Origin of the sequence: Streptomyces lunalinharesii (genome assembly GCF_039532155.1) — a bacterium.
GTDB classification, from domain to species: Bacteria; Actinomycetota; Actinomycetes; order Streptomycetales; family Streptomycetaceae; genus Streptomyces; species Streptomyces lunalinharesii.
The window spans coordinates 1-15,186 of record NZ_BAAARK010000057.1 but is presented as its reverse complement, the minus strand read 5'-3'; the positions used below and the strand labels follow the sequence as shown (position 1 = coordinate 15,186).

Annotated in this window: 14 protein-coding genes; 4 read left to right on the top strand and 10 right to left on the bottom strand. The window is 76.2% G+C overall.

Going from position 1 to position 15,186, the window contains the following annotated elements; translation table 11 throughout:
• Positions 1–67: 67 nt before the first annotated feature.
• The gene (locus tag ABD385_RS38280) at positions 68–2,656 is read right to left on the bottom strand and encodes a helicase-associated domain-containing protein (RefSeq protein ID WP_344584514.1); all 2,589 of its coding nucleotides are present in this window, start codon (positions 2,654–2,656) and stop codon (positions 68–70) included.
• A 269-nt stretch (positions 2,657–2,925) separates the two neighbouring features.
• Between ABD385_RS38280 and ABD385_RS38275 the strand changes: the two genes are divergently transcribed.
• Positions 2,926–4,104, top strand: coding sequence for a hypothetical protein (locus ABD385_RS38275; RefSeq protein ID WP_344584513.1), 1,179 nt, complete (start codon positions 2,926–2,928; stop codon positions 4,102–4,104).
• Between the two features lie 82 nt (positions 4,105–4,186).
• Here the strand turns inward: ABD385_RS38275 and ABD385_RS38270 are convergent, their stop codons facing one another.
• The 4 genes from ABD385_RS38270 to ABD385_RS38255 all read right to left on the bottom strand — a co-directional run bounded on the left by ABD385_RS38270 (position 4,187) and on the right by ABD385_RS38255 (position 8,337).
• Positions 4,187–5,299: an ABC transporter substrate-binding protein gene (locus ABD385_RS38270; RefSeq protein ID WP_344584512.1), complete on the bottom strand. Its 1,113-nt coding sequence runs from the start codon at positions 5,297–5,299 to the stop codon at positions 4,187–4,189.
• Between the two features lie 61 nt (positions 5,300–5,360).
• Positions 5,361–6,152, bottom strand: coding sequence for an ABC transporter ATP-binding protein (locus tag ABD385_RS38265; protein ID WP_344584540.1), 792 nt, complete (start codon positions 6,150–6,152; stop codon positions 5,361–5,363).
• Positions 6,153–6,232: 80 nt separating this feature from the next.
• On the bottom strand, positions 6,233–7,330 hold the full coding sequence (locus tag ABD385_RS38260; protein WP_344584510.1) for a FecCD family ABC transporter permease: 1,098 nt from the start codon (positions 7,328–7,330) through the stop codon (positions 6,233–6,235).
• Positions 7,327–8,337 (bottom strand): FecCD family ABC transporter permease, encoded by a 1,011-nt coding sequence (locus tag ABD385_RS38255; RefSeq protein ID WP_344584508.1) that lies wholly within the window; start codon positions 8,335–8,337, stop codon positions 7,327–7,329. Before ABD385_RS38255 ends, ABD385_RS38260 begins: the two co-directional genes overlap by 4 nt.
• Before the next feature lie 149 nt (positions 8,338–8,486).
• Here ABD385_RS38255 and ABD385_RS38250 point away from each other — a divergent pair, with 149 nt between their 5' ends.
• A complete protein-coding gene (locus tag ABD385_RS38250) occupies positions 8,487–9,161 on the top strand; it encodes an HAD family hydrolase (RefSeq protein ID WP_344584506.1) in 675 nt (224 codons plus the stop codon).
• Here ABD385_RS38250 and ABD385_RS38245 read toward each other — a convergent pair.
• Complete coding sequence (locus ABD385_RS38245) at positions 9,110–9,376, bottom strand: hypothetical protein (RefSeq protein WP_344584504.1); 267 nt, start codon at positions 9,374–9,376, stop codon at positions 9,110–9,112. The genes ABD385_RS38250 and ABD385_RS38245 overlap by 52 nt on opposite strands.
• Before the next feature lie 204 nt (positions 9,377–9,580).
• Between ABD385_RS38245 and ABD385_RS38240 the strand changes: the two genes are divergently transcribed.
• Entirely contained in the window at positions 9,581–9,964 is a 384-nt protein-coding gene (locus ABD385_RS38240) for a cold-shock protein (protein ID WP_344584502.1), read from the top strand.
• Between the two features lie 10 nt (positions 9,965–9,974).
• Here the strand turns inward: ABD385_RS38240 and ABD385_RS38235 are convergent, their stop codons facing one another.
• From ABD385_RS38235 to ABD385_RS38220, 4 genes are all read right to left on the bottom strand, one after another.
• Positions 9,975–10,826: a 1,4-dihydroxy-6-naphtoate synthase gene (locus ABD385_RS38235; RefSeq protein WP_344584500.1), complete on the bottom strand. Its 852-nt coding sequence runs from the start codon at positions 10,824–10,826 to the stop codon at positions 9,975–9,977.
• Entirely contained in the window at positions 10,823–11,638 is an 816-nt protein-coding gene (locus tag ABD385_RS38230) for a futalosine hydrolase (protein ID WP_344584498.1), read from the bottom strand. The genes ABD385_RS38235 and ABD385_RS38230 overlap by 4 nt, the downstream gene beginning before the upstream one ends.
• Positions 11,639–11,690: 52 nt before the next feature.
• Positions 11,691–12,200, bottom strand: a complete 510-nt coding sequence (locus tag ABD385_RS38225; protein WP_344584496.1) for a hypothetical protein — start codon at positions 12,198–12,200, stop codon at positions 11,691–11,693.
• A gap of 93 nt (positions 12,201–12,293) precedes the next feature.
• The gene (locus ABD385_RS38220; protein WP_344584494.1) at positions 12,294–13,673 is read right to left on the bottom strand and encodes an MFS transporter; all 1,380 of its coding nucleotides are present in this window, start codon (positions 13,671–13,673) and stop codon (positions 12,294–12,296) included.
• 403 nt (positions 13,674–14,076) lie between these two features.
• On the opposite strand from ABD385_RS38220, the gene ABD385_RS38215 reads away from it, so the two are divergent.
• Positions 14,077–14,982 carry a DUF3027 domain-containing protein gene (locus ABD385_RS38215; RefSeq protein ID WP_344584492.1) on the top strand — a complete coding sequence of 302 codons (906 nt, stop codon included), beginning with the start codon at positions 14,077–14,079 and terminating at the stop codon, positions 14,980–14,982.
• Positions 14,983–15,186 lie beyond the last annotated feature (204 nt).

Here is a 15,186-nt window from a genome sequence, read left to right as displayed (position 1 = left end):
ACGTCCAGTGTGCCGCATCGCGGCGAGGAGGCCGCCCGGTCCGCTCGGCGGGTGGCCCCCGGGTGGGTCAGACCGCGTCGTCGGCGAGTTCCGCGACGCCGGTGATGCGGTGCAGGGGGTAGGTGCGGACCTCGTCGGAGGTGTGGTCGTAGGCCGTGACGTAGCCGCCCTCGACGCGGACGGGGGCGATCACGCGTTGGCTGGCGGCGCCGTCCGCGTTGACGTAGCCGATCCAGACGGGGGAGCTGGTGAGGACCGCGGCCTGCATGGTGGCCAGGGTCTCGGCGGAGGTGGTGCGGGGCAGGGCGCCCGGGGCCGGGGCCGGGGCGCCGGTGGGGGCGGTGGCCGGCTTGCGTTCGGCGGTGGCGGCCAGGTCGCCGGCGCGGATGGCGCGGACGGCCGCCTCCAGCAGGGTGCGGTCGGGCGGTGGCGGGCCGTCCGGGACCGGGGCCGGGGCCGTCCGGCGCGGGGTGCGGTAGGAGTCGGCGCGGGCCACCAGGACGTCGCCGGCGGCGGATTCGGCGGCCGGGGCGTAGCCCATCGCCCGGAGGCCGTCGAGGAGTTGATCGGGGGCGCACTGGGCGGCGAGCACGGTCGGGGCGAGCCGGCGCAGCCGCAGGGCGACGGAGCGGCGGTCGGCGAGGATCTCGGTGAGCAGCGCGTCGTCGTCGCACCGGACGTAGGCGGTGGCCGCGCCGATGCGCAACTGGCCGTGTTTGCGGGCCACGTCGTCGATGAGGTAGGCGAGCGGCTGCGGGACCGGGGTGCGGGAGTGGGTGGTCAGGAACTCCTGGAGTTCGGCGGCGGACCGGCCGCTGTCCAGGGCCCGGCGCACCGAGGTCGGGGTGAAGCGGTAGACCGTGGCGCCGCCCTTGGACTCGACGTCGGCCAGGACGCCGAGCGCCTCGGCGAGCGGGCGGTGCAGCGGGCCGGGGGCGACGGCGGTCAGGTCGGCCTGGAGCAGGACGTGGTCGAGCGGTTCGGGCAGCAGCGGGGCGAGCAGGACGGCGGCGCGGGCCGCGGTGGTGGTCGCCTCGGCGGGGGTGAGGGGGGTGGCGGCGCCCGGCTCGGGGGCCGGTGCCGCCTCGGCGGCGGTCGGGGCGGTGCCGAGCAGGGTGCGGCCGTGGGCGGCGAGCGCGCCGCGCCCCGTCACGCCCAGCAACTCGGCCTCGGTGAGGGTGGCTTGGGCGAGCCGGGAGCGCAGGTCCTCGGCGGGGGCGGGGCCGGGCGCGCCGTCCGGGGCGGTGGCCGCGGGCTGGCCGGTGGCCTGGGGCGCGGGTGCGGCCGGGGGCTGGGCGGCCGGTGCGGCGGCGCGCAGCGGACGTTCCCAGCGCAGGCGGGACAGCAGCGTCGGCTCCGGGACGGACGTGCCGGGCGGCAGGGTGGCCAGCAGGGTCAGCACGCGGTGCCGGACCTCGGGGGCCGGGGAGCGGTCCAGGTGCGGGCCGAGGGCGGCCAGTGCGCGGCCCTTGGCGTCGGCGGTGCCGACCACGCCCGGGGTGCGGGTGGCGGGCAGCCAGGCGGCGACCAGGACCGCCCAGCGCTCGTGGTCGGGCAGCTGGAGCCAGTCTTCGGCGGCCGGGGTGGCGGCGTAGCGTTCGTCGGCCTCGCCGTCGGAGGCGATCAACCCGGCCGCGTAGGCGAGTTCGAGCCAGAACGCGGCGAGCGCTTCGGTGGTGTCCAGGGCGGTCGCGGTCCGCTTGAGGTCGCGGACGCTCAGGCCGCCGGCGCGCAGCACGGGCGGGCCGCCGAGGTCCCACTCCTTGAGGAGTTCCTCGACGGTGGCCAGCGCGGTGAACGCCTGGCCCGCGGCGGCGTTGTCCACAAGCTGTGGATCGCGCGCGGTGGCCGGGGCGAGGGCGGGCGGGGCTGGTTCGGCGACGCGGTGCGCCCGCCCGGCGCGCAGGTGCAGCGCGGCCTCGCGGGGCAGGACGACGTTGCGGGCGCCGGCCGGCAGCAGCAGCCCGCGGTCCAGCAGCCATTGCAGGTGGGCGGCCGGCCGGTCGGTGACCGCGCCGTAGGGCGGGCCCCACAGCAGCCTGTCCAGGACGGCGACGGCCTCGGCGGGCGCGGTGTCCAGGAGGGCGGCCATCCGGGGCCGGTCGCAGAAGAGGGCGGTGAGGGCGGCGACCGCGGACACCGGGTCGTGGGTGGTGGGCAGGTCGACCGCGGCGAGGACCGTCTGGAGCCGGCCCGGTGACATGCCGGCGGTGGCCTCGGCGACGGTCGGGCCCAGGCCGGTCGGCGAGGGGCGGGTGGGGCTCGGGGCGAGCAGTTCCCGGGCGGTGCGCACCAGGCGCAGCCGGTCGTCCGGGCCCCACACCAGGGCCTGGGCGCGCAGTGCCGCCAGGGCCCCCGGCAGCGCGGCGGTGACCGCCTCGTCCCCGGCGTCCCCGGCCATCAGCGCCGCCAGCGTCCCGTACGGGCAGGGGTCCGGGGCGACCGCCAGCGCCTCGGCGCTCTGGAGGGCGAAGGTGTCCAGCCGCTCCACCGCGCGGACCACCGACGCCCGGGTCCCGGCCCGGGTGGCCAGCTGCGTCAGGTCGCCCGGCACCGGGTTGAGCAGGTCGGGCCGGGCCCGCAGCAGGCCGGCGAGCCCGCGGTCCGAGCAGGTCCTGAGCTCCTCGGCGAGGGTGCGGGGCGTAGCGGTGGTCATTCGTCCTACGTTAGCCGGGCGGGGGAGACGACGGGAGCAGGCGGCGGGCGCGGATCGACGGGGGCGGGGCCGGGGGCCGGCGCGCGGTGCACGGCGCCGCGCGCCGTACGGCGGAGCGGCGTGGTGCACGGCGGGGTGCGCGAGCGCCGCGCGCCCGGCCGTGGTGCCGTGCGCCGTCGTCGGTGCCGGGCGGCGGGCGGCCGGCGGTGCCGGGCCGGGCCCACGGGGTACCGTCGGGGCAGCAACCAGCGCACGCCGCAGGGGATTTCGTGGGGATCGAGAGCGAGCAGCTCGTCTTTGACTATCTGAGCCGGGTGGGCGACCTGGCCCAGCAGCACGGGCTGCCGTCCGGCACCCGGATGCGGCTGGTGGCCTCGCTGCGGGCCGAGATCGACGCGCAGAAGGCCGACCAGAAGGCCGATTCGGTGCCCGGGGTGAAGCGGCTGCTGGCCCGGCTGGGCACGCCGGAGGCCGTGGTCAAGGCCGCGGCCGACGGGTCGGGCGGCCCCGGCGCGGGCGGCCCCGGCGGGGCCCGGCCGCCGGTGGTGCCGCCGGTGGCCGGGCCCGCGGAGCCGGTCCGGCCCGCCCAGTGGGCCGGTGCGCGGGAGAAGCTCGGCGGGTTGATCGGCAAGGTGCCAGCGCCGCGCGACGGGGACGCGGCGGATGACGGCGGCCGGCGGCCGACCTTCCTCAAGAAGCGCCCCGCGCCGGACGGCCCGCAGGCCCCACCCGCCGCGGCCCCGCCCCACCTGGCCGGCGCCGACGAACTGGGCGACGCGGAGGACCCGCCCGACTGGTGGCGGGTGGACGGCGCGCCCGCCGACGCGGAGGCCGCGGCGGACTTCGTGCCCGGGTTCGTCGGCGGCATCGAACTCTCCGAGGTCTGGGAGCGGCCCGAGGAGGACGACGAGGACGCTGCCGGCAAGGGCGGCAAGGGCGGCAAGGGTGCGGAGTCGGGCGACGGCGGGCGGCGCGGGCGGGCCCTGCCGGGCCTGCTGCGCAAGACGCTGGGGCGGCCGCCCGCCCAGGAGCCGGCGGCCGGGGCGGAGCCCGCGGGCCCGGCGGACGCGGCGGACGGTGCGAAGGAGCCGGCGCGGCTGCCCCTGCGGGCCTGGCTCAGCCCGGTGTTGACGTTGGCCGTGCTGCTGCTGGTGGCCGGTGCGGTGGTCGGCTCCTGGTTGGCGCTGGCCGGTGGCTGGGGGCTGGCGTACGTGTCGCGCCGGCTGAGCCGTACGGAGACGAAGTTCGCGGCGCTGGGCGTGCCCGGGACCGTCGTCGGCGGTCTGCTGGTGTGGATCTGGGGCCGCAGCCAAGGCCGTTGGGGCGCGCCGATCGCCCCCGGGCAGCTGGGTCAGGAACTCCTCGCCGGGCTGCCCGTCGTGGTGCGGGTGGCCGCGGTCGTCTCGGCGCTGTTCCTGCTGTGGCGGATGCGCCGGGCGGCGCCGTGAGGCGCGGGCGCAGCGGAGGGGCGCGGAGGGGCGGGCGGCGCGCCGTAGTGCCGCCCGTGCCGCCGCGCCCCTTCGCGGGCCGCTACTTCTTGGCGAGCCGCTGCTGGATCTCGTCGAGGATCTTGTCGGCCGCGGTGTAGCCGATGCCCTGGATCCACAGTTGGTCGTCGACCCGGAGGGACTTGCCGTTCTTGACGGCCCGGAGGTTCTTCCACAGGGGGCCGGTGGTGATCTGGGCCTCCTTGGACTTCTCGGGGCTGCCGTAGGTGGCGTAGAAGACCGCGTCGGCGTCGGCCTTGGTGATCTGCTCGGGGCTGACCTCGACCATCAGGCCGTTCTGTGCGCCGTCGACGACCGCGGTGGGGCCGGTGCCGAGGTCGTCGAGGACGGTGCCGATGTAGCTCTGGCAGCCGTAGATGCGGGTGTCGGCGCCCTCGACGAAGCGCACGACGTTGGTGCGCAGGGCGCGGGCCTTGGCCGGACCGCCGAGGGCCGTGGTGACGCGTTCGGCGTGCGCGCGGTAGGCGGCGACGGTGCGCTTGGCCTCGGGGACCTTGTTCAGTGCGGCGGCGTGGACGGCGAAGTTCTGCTTCCACGGGTAGCCGGTGGAGTCGGTCATGACGGTCGGGGCGATCTTGCTGAGGTCGGCGTAGCGCTGGCCGTCGCGGACCTTGTTGGTGAGGATCAGGTCGGGCTTGAGGGCGGCGATCGCCTCCAGGTTGGGGGCGCCGATCTTGCCGACGTCCTTGATGCCGGCGAGCTTGTCCTGGGGCAGGTAGTCGAGGAAGCCGGAGGCGACGTCGGAGCGGGTGGCGCCGACCGGGGTGACGCCGAGGGTGAGTGCGGAGTCGAGTTCGGCGGTGTCCAGCACCACGACGCGGTGCGGGGCGTCGGGGACGGTGACCTCGCCCATCGCGGTGCGGACCGGGTGGCTGCCGCCGCCCGCGGGGGCCGGCTCGGGCCAGCTGGTGGTGGGCTGCGCGGGGCATTCCGCGGCCTTGAAGGTGCCGTTGGGGCCGGCGGCGGAGGCGCCGGAGTCCTGGCCGCCGCAGCCGGTGAGCAGCAGTGCGCCGGCGGCGACGGCGGCCGCGGCGGCACGGGCGGTGGCGCGGCACGGCGGCTTCCTGGCGGGGGAGGGTGCGGAGGGGGCCGGACGGGTCGGGTGGGGGACAGCCGGGTGGGTCGGGCGGGTCATCGCAGCCCTTTCGGCTCGGCGGCGGGGAGGTCGCCGGGGCGGGTGCCCCGGCGAGGAGACGTCACTGCCGGGAGTCCCCTTCCCAGGGACGGCCCGGCACCACCAACGGCGAGCCGGTCACCGGGTCCGGGACGACCACCGAGTCCAGGCCGAACACCTCGCGGACGAGGTCGGCGGTGACCACGTCCCCGGGCCGGCCCTGGGCGACGATCCGGCCCGCCTTCATGGCCACCAGGTGGTCGGCGTAGCGGGCGGCCTGGTTGAGGTCGTGCAGGACGGCGACGACGGTCCGGTCGCGCTCGTGGTTGAGCTGGCGCACCAGGTCCAGGACCTCCACCTGGTGGGCGATGTCCAGGTAGGTGGTGGGTTCGTCCAGGAGCAGCAGGTCGGTCTCCTGGGCCAGTGCCATGGCGATCCAGACCCGCTGGCGCTGGCCGCCGGAGAGCTCGTCGACGGGGCGGTCCGCCAGCACGGCCACGTCGGTGCGCGTCATGGCCTCCGCGACCGCCCGCTCGTCCTCGGCCGACCACTGCTGCCACCAGCGCTGGTGCGGCTGCCGGCCGCGCGCGACGAGGTCGCCGACGGTGATCGCCTCCGGGGCGACGGGGGTCTGCGGCAGCAGCCCGAGCGACTGGGCGATCTTCCGGGTGGGGATCTTGGCGAGGTCCGTCCCGTCCAGCAGGACCGCGCCGCGGCGCGGTCGCAGCAGCCGCCCCAGGGCGCGCAGCAGCGTCGACTTGCCGCACGCGTTGGGGCCGACGACGACGGTGACCGCGCCGGTGGGCACGTCCAGGTCGAGACCCTCGACGACGGTGCGTTCCTCGTAGGAGAGGGTCAGGTCGCGGGCCGTCAGACGGGCGGCGGGCTTGCGGGCGGCGGGCTCCTGGGCCGCGGTGTCCGCCTCGGCCGCCGGCCGCGGGGTGCCGGTACCGGTCACGCTTGTCCTCCTGAGGCCCGGCCACGGGCCCGGTGGCCCCTGACGATCAGCCAGATCAGATACGGGGCGCCGACCGCGGCGGTCAGCACGCCCACCGGCAGCTCGGTGGGCGCGAGCAGCTTGCGGGCGAGCAGGTCGCCGAGGACGACGATGACGGAGCCCAGCAGCGCCGAGCAGAGCAGCGGGATCTGCGCGGTCCGGGTCAGCCGGCGGGCGATCTGCGGGGCGAGCAACGCCACGAAGTCGACCGGCCCGGCCGCACCGGTCGCCATCGACGCCAGCACCACGCCGACCGCCACCAGCCCCAGCCGGGTGCGGCCGAGCCGGATGCCCAGCGCGGTGGCGGTGTCGTCGTCCAGGGAGACGGTCCGCTGGGCGCGCGCCGCCCACAGGACCGCGGGCAGCGACACCAGCAGCGCCCAGCCCAGCGGGGCGGCCTCCGCCCAGCCGCGCCCGTTGAGCGAGCCGGTCATCCACACCTGCGCCTGCTGGGCCACGAGGTAGTCGCCCTTGGTGAGGAACAGCTGGGTGACCGAGCGCAGCGCGACCGCGAAGCCGATGCCGATCAGCACGAAGCGGGTGGCGTGCAGCCCGCCGCGCCACGCGAAGACGTAGACCAGCAGCGCCGCCAGCAGCCCGCCGGCCACCGAGACGTAGGGCAGCACCGCGAACGAGGTGACGCCGAAGGTCATCGCCCCGACCGTCACCGCCCCGGCGCCCTGGGTCACGCCGATGATGTCGGGGCTGGCGAGCGGATTGCGGGCCACCGTCTGGATCAGCCCGCCGGCCACGCCGAAGGCCGCGCCGACCAGCAGCCCGACCACCATCCGCGGCAGCCGCAGCGTGCCGACGACCAGTTCCTGCGAGGACGGTTCGCCGGCCAGCACCTTGAGCACGTCCGAGGGCGCCACCCAGCTCTCGCCGGCGCACAGGTACGCCACGCACACCACGGCCAGCGCGGCGGCCAGTGCGGTGGCGACCACGGCGGCGCGGCGGTGCAGCAGGAAGGAGCCGCGGCCGGCCCGGACCAGCGCGTACCCGGCGGGGCGGACCGCGCCCGGGCGGGCGGCGGGGGAGGTGTCGGTGGCCGTCATGCCGCCACCGCCCGGCGCCGGACCAGGGTGACCAGGAAGGGCACGCCGATCAGGGCGGTCATCACGCCCGCCGGGACCTCCGACGGCGGGAACAGCACCCGCCCGACGGTGTCCGAGACCAGCACCACGACCGGGCCGAGCAGCGCCGCCATCGGCAGCGTCCAGCGGTGTTCGCCGCCCACCAGGGCGCGGGCCAGGTGCGGCACGGCGAGGCCGACGAAGGCGATCGGGCCGGCGGCCGCGACGCCCGCGCCGGTCAGCACGGTCGCGCCGAGCCCGCCCACGATCCGCACCGTGGCGACCTTCTGGCCCAGCCCCCGGGCGACGTCCTCGCCGAGCGCCAGGGCGTCCAGACCGCGCGCCACCGACAGCACCAGCACCGCGCCGACCAGCAGGAACGGCCAGATCTGGGCGGCCACCGCGGCGTCCCGGCCGGTGAGCGAACCCACCTGCCAGAAGCGGAACTCGTCCAGCGCCGCGGCCTTGGTGGTCAAGATCGCCATCGACGCCGACACCAGCAGCGCGTTGATCGCGGCACCGGAGAGCGCCAGTTTGACCGGGGTGGCGCCGCCCCGGCCGCGGGCGGCGATGCCGTAGACGACCACGGCGGCGACCCCTGCCCCGGCGAACGCGAACCACACGTAGCCGGTCAGCGTGTGCACCCCGGCGAAGGCGATGGCGGCCACCACGGCGGCCGCGGCCCCCTGGCTGATGCCGAGGATGCCGGGGTCGGCGATCGGATTGCGGGTGATGCCCTGCATGACCGTGCCGGCCATCGCCAGTGCGGCGCCGACCATCAGGCCGATCAGGGTGCGCGGCAGCCGTAGGTACCGCACGACCTGCGCGGCGTCGTCGGAGCCGCCGTGGACGAGGGCGTCGAGGACCGCCGACGGGGCGAACGCGCGGCTGCCGACGGCGAGCGAGAACACCACGGCCAGCAACAGCGCCAGCAGGGCCAGCGCGGTCAGGCCGAGCCGGCGGCTCCGCTTCCGGTGCGTCACGGGCATGGCCTCACGGGCGTCGGGTCCCTTCGCGCGGTCTGGAGCTGTCGGAGCGGACCCGCGGTCACCGGACGGCGGCCGCGGGTTAGGTAAGGCAAGGCTAACGGTACGTCCTGGCCGGTTTGCTCCGCAGGGGCACAGGCACAATGGCAGGCATGGCTGCGCATCCCCTGACCGTCGGGTTCGACCTCGACATGACGCTGATCGACTCCCGCCCCGGCATCAAGGCCGCCTACGAGGCGCTGGCCGAGCGCACCGGGACGTACATCGACGCCGCCGCCGCGGTCACCCGGCTCGGGCCGCCCCTGGAGCAGGAGATCCGCCGGTGGTTCCCGGCGGAGCGGGTGGCGGAGATCAGCGACCTCTACCGCGCGCTGTACCCGACACACGCGATCACCGGCACCCTGGCGATGCCGGGCGCGCGGGAGGCGGTCGACGCGGTGCGCGCGGCCGGCGGCCGGGCCGTCGTCGTCACCGCCAAGTACGAGCCCAACGCCAAGCTGCACCTGACCCACCTGGGCATCGCAGCGGACGCGGTCGTCGGCTCGCTGTGGGCCGAGGCCAAGGCGACGGCGCTGCGCGAGCACGGCGCACGGCTCTACGTCGGCGACCACACCGGCGACGTGCGCGGCGCACGGACCGCCGGCGCGCTGTCGGTCGCGGTCGCCACCGGGCCGTGCGACGCCGACGAACTGCGCGCGGCCGGCGCCCAGGTGGTGCTCGACGACCTGACCGCCTTCCCGGCGTGGCTGGATCGTTACGCGGCGGATCCCGGGCGCTACCCGACGGGCGGCGCCGACGGGGACGGGACGGTCACCGCCTCCGACTGACGGCGCTGGGCGCGCACGGAGCGCACCACTCCGCTGCCCGCGATGAGGAAACCGGCGCCCATCAGCATGGACATCCAGTAGAACTCCCACGGCAGCGGGTGCGTTCCGAGGAACAGTGGGAGCACCGTGGCGAGAGTGGCCAGTGCGCCAACTAGGAACACGATCGCGCCGATTCGGACCAGTAGATCCCCGGCCTGGGGCGTTTCATCAGACACCTGACCAGGGTAAGTCCGGGCCGGGGGCGCCGAGGATCCCCCTGGCGACGTCTTGTCACCGGGCCCCGGACCATTAGCCTTGGGGGAGGCGGGCTTCGGTGGCCCGCTGCACTGTTATCCAGACCAATTTTCGCACGCCGCGGCACCCCATGTGCCGTGGCGAAGAGCCCGCATTTTCCGACGAGTACGAGGACGAGGACAGACGTGCCTACCGGCAAGGTCAAGTGGTTCAACAGCGAGAAGGGCTTCGGCTTTCTCTCCCGCGACGACGGCGGTGACGTCTTCGTACATTCGTCGGTGCTCCCCGACGGCGTGGACATGCTCAAGCCCGGCCAGCGCGTCGAATTCGGTGTCGTCGCGGGCCAGCGCGGTGACCAGGCACTGAGCGTCGTGATCCTCGACCCGACCCCCTCGGTCGCCGCGGCCCAGCGCCGCAAGCCCGACGAACTCGCCTCGATCGTCCAGGACCTCACCACCCTGCTGGAGAACGTCACCCAGCAACTGGAGCGCGGGCGCTACCCCGACAAGCCGCACGGCGCCAAGATCGCCGGCATGCTGCGCGCGGTCGCCGACCAGCTCGACGTCTGAGCCGCCCCGCTCAGACGAACGTCAGCGCGGCGGGGCCGAGGGGCGGTACGAGCCCCTCGGCCGCGGCGCGGGTGAGCAGCCCGCGCACCGCGGCGTAGCCGTCCTCGCCGAGGTCGGCGGTGAATTCGTTGACGTACAGCCCGATGTGCTGGTCCGTCACCTTCGGGTCCATCTCCTGCGCGTGCTCCAGGACGTACGGCCGGGACGCCTCCGGGTCGTCCCAGGCCATCCGGACCGACGTGCGGATCGCCTCCGCCAGCCCGCGCAGCACCGGCTCGCCCAGCGACCGCTTGGCGATGATCGCCCCCAGCGGGATCGGCAGACCGGTGGTCAGCTCCCAGTGCTCGCCCATGTCCGCCAGCGAGTGCAGCCCGTAGTCCTGGTACGTGAAGCGGGCCTCGTGGATCACCAGGCCGGCGTCGACCTTGCCGTCCCGCACGGCCGGCATGATCTCGTGGAACGGCAGCACCACGACCTCGCCGACGCCGCCCGGCACCTCGGCCGCCACCCACAGCCGGAACAGCAGGTACGCGGTCGACCGCTCGCTGGGCACCGCCACCGTCTTGCCCGCCAGGTCCGCCGCGCCGCCCGGCTCCCGGGTCAGCACCAGTGGGCCGCAGCCGCGCCCCAGCGCCCCGCCGCAGGGCAGCAGCGCGTACTCCTCCAGCACCCACGGCAGCACCGCGTACGACACCTTCAGCACGTCCAGTTCACCGCGCTCGGCCAGGCCGTTGGTGACGTCGATGTCGGCGAAGGTGACCGCCAGCTCCGGCCCGCCCGGGACCCGGCCGTGCGCCAGGGCGTCGAAGACGAAGGTGTCGTTCGGGCACGGGGAGTAGGCGATGGACAGCGGCCGGGTCACGAGGTCCTCCGGAAAGTGGGGGGCGGTGGCACCGGAGCCGCCGCGGGAACGCCCGCCAGGGCTTGGGGGAACGTGCGGAAGGCGCCGGTCAGCGCGGCGAGGGCGGGGCCGATCCGCCAGGCGGCGCGGTCCCGGGGACCGACCGCGTTGGAGACCGTGCGCAGTTCCAGTACCGGCAGGCCGTGCGCGGCGGCCGCCTCGGCGACGCCGAAGCCCTCCATCGCCTCGACCAGCACACCGGGGTGACGGGCCGCCAGCTCGGCGGCGCGGGCGGCGCTGCCGGTGACGGTGGAGACCGTGACCACCGGGCCGGTCGTCCCGCCGGTCGCCGCCGCGACGGCCGCGACCAGCGCCGGGTCGGGCCGGTGCGCCGCGGTCCCGAAGCCGAGCTCGGTGACCGTGAGGAAGCCGTCGGGCGTCTCGGCGCCCAGGTCGGCGGCGACGATCGCGTCCGCGACGACCACCGCGCCCAGCGGCGCGGCGGGGGCGAAACCACCGCCGATGCCGGCCGAGACCACCAGGTCGTAGGGCGTGTCGGCCAGGGCGGCCGCGGTCAGCGCGGTGGCGGTGCCGGCGGCCGCGGCGGCCGGGCCGACACCGGCGGCCAGCACGTCCGGGGCGGCGGGCGCCCCAGCCGGCCCGGCGGGCGCGCGGTGCAGCGCGTAACCGCCGGGCAGCGCCACGGGCCGGTAGCCGCCGGCAGCGGCTCCGGCGGCTCCGGCGGCTCCGGCGTCCCCGGCGGCTGCGGCGTCCAGCGCGGCGCACACCGCGTCGCGCTCCGCGGCCACCGCGGTGACGACCAGCGCCCGCATCAGACGCCGCCCGCCGCGTGCCGCCGGTCCCCGGCCCCCGCGCTCAGTGCGCTCAGTCCTTCAGCTTCAGGTTGAAGTGCCACAGGGCCATCGGGCCCGAGCCCTGGTTCTTGCCGGCCTCGGCGACCATCAGGGTCACCTCGCGCAGCGACTCGGACTGGCCGGTCGCCGGGTTCATGGCCTTGAACAGCTCGTCGGTGCTGAAGGTGCGGTACGTGTCGGTGCTGGGCGCCGCCATCACCGGTCCGCCGCCGACGACGAACCAGCCCACCTTGGCGACCTTCGGGTCGACGCCCACGCGGACCCGCTCGCCCGGGCGCACGGTGATGGTCCCCTCGCCCTTCTTGCCGATGCAGCTCTGCACGGCCTGCTTGTCGAGGGACTTGCCGTCGCCGTCGCAGCCGGGGGTCACCTCCGCCGTCACCGTCTGCGTGCCGACGGTCACCGTCGCCAACGAAGTCGGCTGCTGGCAGGCGGAGAGGGTGAGCAGGCCCAGGGTCACGGCACCGAGGGCAGCGGCGGCGCGGCGGCCCTTGCCCCGGGAGATCAACGCAGCGGTCATACGGGGCAGGCTATCGGGCGTCCCGGCGCTCGCCACGCGCGGGTGCGGCGCGCCGCACCACGGGCCGCCGCACGGGGCGCCCGGGATCCCGCGTCACACCACCCGGGGGGCCGGCCGGCCGTTCCGGCGCGCCGCGCCCAGCAGCCCCCGCACGGCCAGTGCGGCGCCCACCGCCACCAGGGCCGCGGCCACCGCCAGACCCAGCGGGCCGACGAGCGGCAGCGCGATCCCGAGGGCGCCGCCCACCACCCACGCCAGCTGGAGCACGGTCTCGGACCGGGCGAACGCCGAGGTCCGCACCGCCTCCGGCACGTCGCGCTGGATCATCGCGTCCAGGGACAGTTTCGCCAACGCCTGGGACAGCCCCGCCGCGGCCGCCGCCACGGGCACCACCACGGCCGCCAGCACCTCGTAGCAGAGCGCCGCCAGCACCGTGGCGGACAGCGCCAGCCCCAGCACCGCCGCGACGATCTGCTCCGGACCGCGCGCCCTCAGCCAGGCGCCGACCGCCGTGCCCAGCGCGTTCCCGACCCCGGCCGCCACCGCGACCAACCCGAGCGACGCCGCCGCGCCCAGCCCGCCCAGGGGGTGCTCGCGCAGCAGGAAGGCCAGGAAGAAGGTGAGGAAGCCGGAGAGCGCGCGCAGCGCCGCGTTCGCGCGCAGCCCGTGCAGCACGGCCGGGCCGACCGTCCGCAGCCCCGGTCGCCGTCCCCGCGCCCCGGCGGGCGCCGTGCCGTCGCCGGCCGCCAGCCGGGCCCGGGCCTCGCCCTTGCCCGAATCGACCGCGTGCGGCAGCGAGAACGACAGGAACGTCCCGGCCAGGAACACCAGGCACGCCCCGTACAGCGGCCAGGCCGGCCCGATCAGATGCAGTCCGGCGCCCACCGGGGCCGCCGCCCCGGTCGCCAGCAGCCCCGCCAGCGTCACCCGGGAATTGGCCTTCACCAGGGAGATCCGTGGCGGCAGGAGCCGCGGCACCACCGCGCTGCGCACCACCCCGTACGCCTTCGACGCCACCAGCACCCCCAGCGCCGCCGGATACAGCGCCAGCCCGCCGTCGGCCACCGCCCGCGACATCGACAGTGCCAGCAGCGCCCGGGCCAGCATCGCGCCGGCCATCGCGGCCCGGCGGCCGTGCGGCACCCGGTCCAGCAGCGGGCCGACCACCGGCGCGAGCAGCACGAACGGCGCCATGGTGACCAGCAGGTACAGCGCCACCCGGCCCCGTGCCTCGTGGGTGGGCACCGAGAAGAACACGGTCGAGGCCAGCGCGATCGTGATCATCATGTCGCCGGCCGCGTTCACCGCGTGCAACTCGATCAGCTGCGCCAGGCCCGATTCCCCCGCGCCGTGCGCATGGGTGGCGCGCCGTAGTTGCCGGGCCGCGCCGCGCAGCGGCCGGTGCAGCGCGCGTCCGATCGCGCGGCCCGCCCGGCGGGCCTTCGACCCCCTCGTCGCCCCGACGGCAGCCACCCGGTCATACTGCCCCAACTCGCCCCAGAGGGGGCGTTTTATCCCCCCGCTCCGGCGGGGCGCACCGGCCGACCGGCCGCACCCGTGGCCCGACTGGCCGGTTACGGTCGGAGATATTTGCTGCTCCCGCCGAGGGGTCGTGCAGCGTTGAAGGGGTAGCGTGTCCAGAGCGCCACCGGCGGTCCGTTCCGGCCGCGTACCTCATTTCCCTGCGATCCCGCAGAATAGGACGTAAGAGGTGCGCTCGACCGAACGATCCAGCCGGGCGCGGACGTCGACGCGGTCCCCTGGTCCGCTCCGCCCGCCCCGGTCCCGCCGGTCGTCCGGACAGGACCAGGACAGCCCCGGCTGGCGCGCTCGTGAGACGGCGTGGAAGAGAGAATCGATTCTTGTGAGTGCTGCGATGCGAAGCCGTACCCCTGACCGGCTGTGCGCCGAGGCGGTCGACCTTGCCCGCAAGGCGGCCGAGGAGGCCGCCACGCCCGGCACGGTCGGCGAGCACGTCGATGCCGTTGCCGAGGCGGACCGCGTCGTCACCCATCTCTTCGACTGCAAGCAGCCCGGCTACCGCGGCTGGCGCTGGGCCGTCACCGTCGCCCGCGCCTCCCGCGCGAAGGTCGTCACCCTCGACGAGTCGGTCCTCCTCCCCGGCCCCGACGCGCTGCTGGCCCCCGAGTGGGTGCCCTGGAGCGAGCGGTTGCGCCCCGGCGACATGGGCCCCGGCGACCTGCTGCCCACCGAGTCCGACGACCTGCGGCTGGAGGCTGGCTTCAGCGGTGAGGACGCGCCGCTGCCGAACTCCCCGGTAGCCGAGGGCATGGCCGCCGACGTCGCCGACACCGAGGAAGCGGTCGTCGTCCCCGGCTCGCCCGCGATCCAGCCGGTGCCCGGCCGCGGCAGCGTCGGCGCGGTCGCCGAGGAACTGGGCATGGCCCGCGCCCGGGTCCTGTCGCGCTACGGCCTGCACGCCGCCGCGGACCGCTGGGAAGAGGCCTTCGGCCCCAAGACCCCGATGGCCCAGGCGGCCCCCGCCACCTGCGTGAGCTGCGGCTTCCTGACCCCGATCGCCGGCTCCCTGCGGCAGGCGTTCGGTGTCTGCGCCAACGAGTTCTCGCCGGCGGACGGCCGCGTCGTCTCGCTGTCCTACGGGTGCGGGGCGCACTCGGAGGCCGCCGTCATGCCGAAGCCGCCGCGGCCGGCGGAGCCGGTGCTGGACGAGACCGTGGTCGAGCCGGTGTCCATCCGGCCGGCGGTCGACGGCGGGTCCGTCGAGGACGGCGGCCCGGCCGAAGAACTCGGCCACAGCTAGGCGTTTGCCGCGGGGGCGGCTTCCCACGTTGCCGGCTTTGCCGCCGTGCGGGTGCCTGTGGGTTCTTTCCCGCCTTCGGCGGGAGCGGTGGGGGTTGTCGGGCGGGTCTGCGCCTTTTGCCTCGTGGTGGGGCCGGGGGTGGGCCGGGGGTGCCTGTGGTGTGGACTGCTGCGCTTTACGTCCACACCACAGGCACCCCCGGCC

What these genes read in the sequence shown, in the direction of transcription:
- ABD385_RS38280 (WP_344584514.1), bottom strand. Translation starts at nt 2,656, where the DNA reads ATGACCACCGCTACGCCCCGCACCCTCGCCGAGGAGCTCAGGACCTGC.
- ABD385_RS38270 (WP_344584512.1), bottom strand. Translation starts at nt 5,299, where the DNA reads ATGACCCGCCCGACCCACCCGGCTGTCCCCCACCCGACCCGTCCGGCC.
- ABD385_RS38260 (WP_344584510.1), bottom strand. Translation starts at nt 7,330, where the DNA reads ATGACGGCCACCGACACCTCCCCCGCCGCCCGCCCGGGCGCGGTCCGC.
- ABD385_RS38255 (WP_344584508.1), bottom strand. Translation starts at nt 8,337, where the DNA reads ATGCCCGTGACGCACCGGAAGCGGAGCCGCCGGCTCGGCCTGACCGCG.
- ABD385_RS38250 (WP_344584506.1), top strand. Translation starts at nt 8,487, where the DNA reads ATGGCTGCGCATCCCCTGACCGTCGGGTTCGACCTCGACATGACGCTG.
- ABD385_RS38230 (WP_344584498.1), bottom strand. Translation starts at nt 11,638, where the DNA reads ATGCGGGCGCTGGTCGTCACCGCGGTGGCCGCGGAGCGCGACGCGGTG.
- ABD385_RS38225 (WP_344584496.1), bottom strand. Translation starts at nt 12,200, where the DNA reads ATGACCGCTGCGTTGATCTCCCGGGGCAAGGGCCGCCGCGCCGCCGCT.
- ABD385_RS38215 (WP_344584492.1), top strand. Translation starts at nt 14,077, where the DNA reads ATGCGAAGCCGTACCCCTGACCGGCTGTGCGCCGAGGCGGTCGACCTT.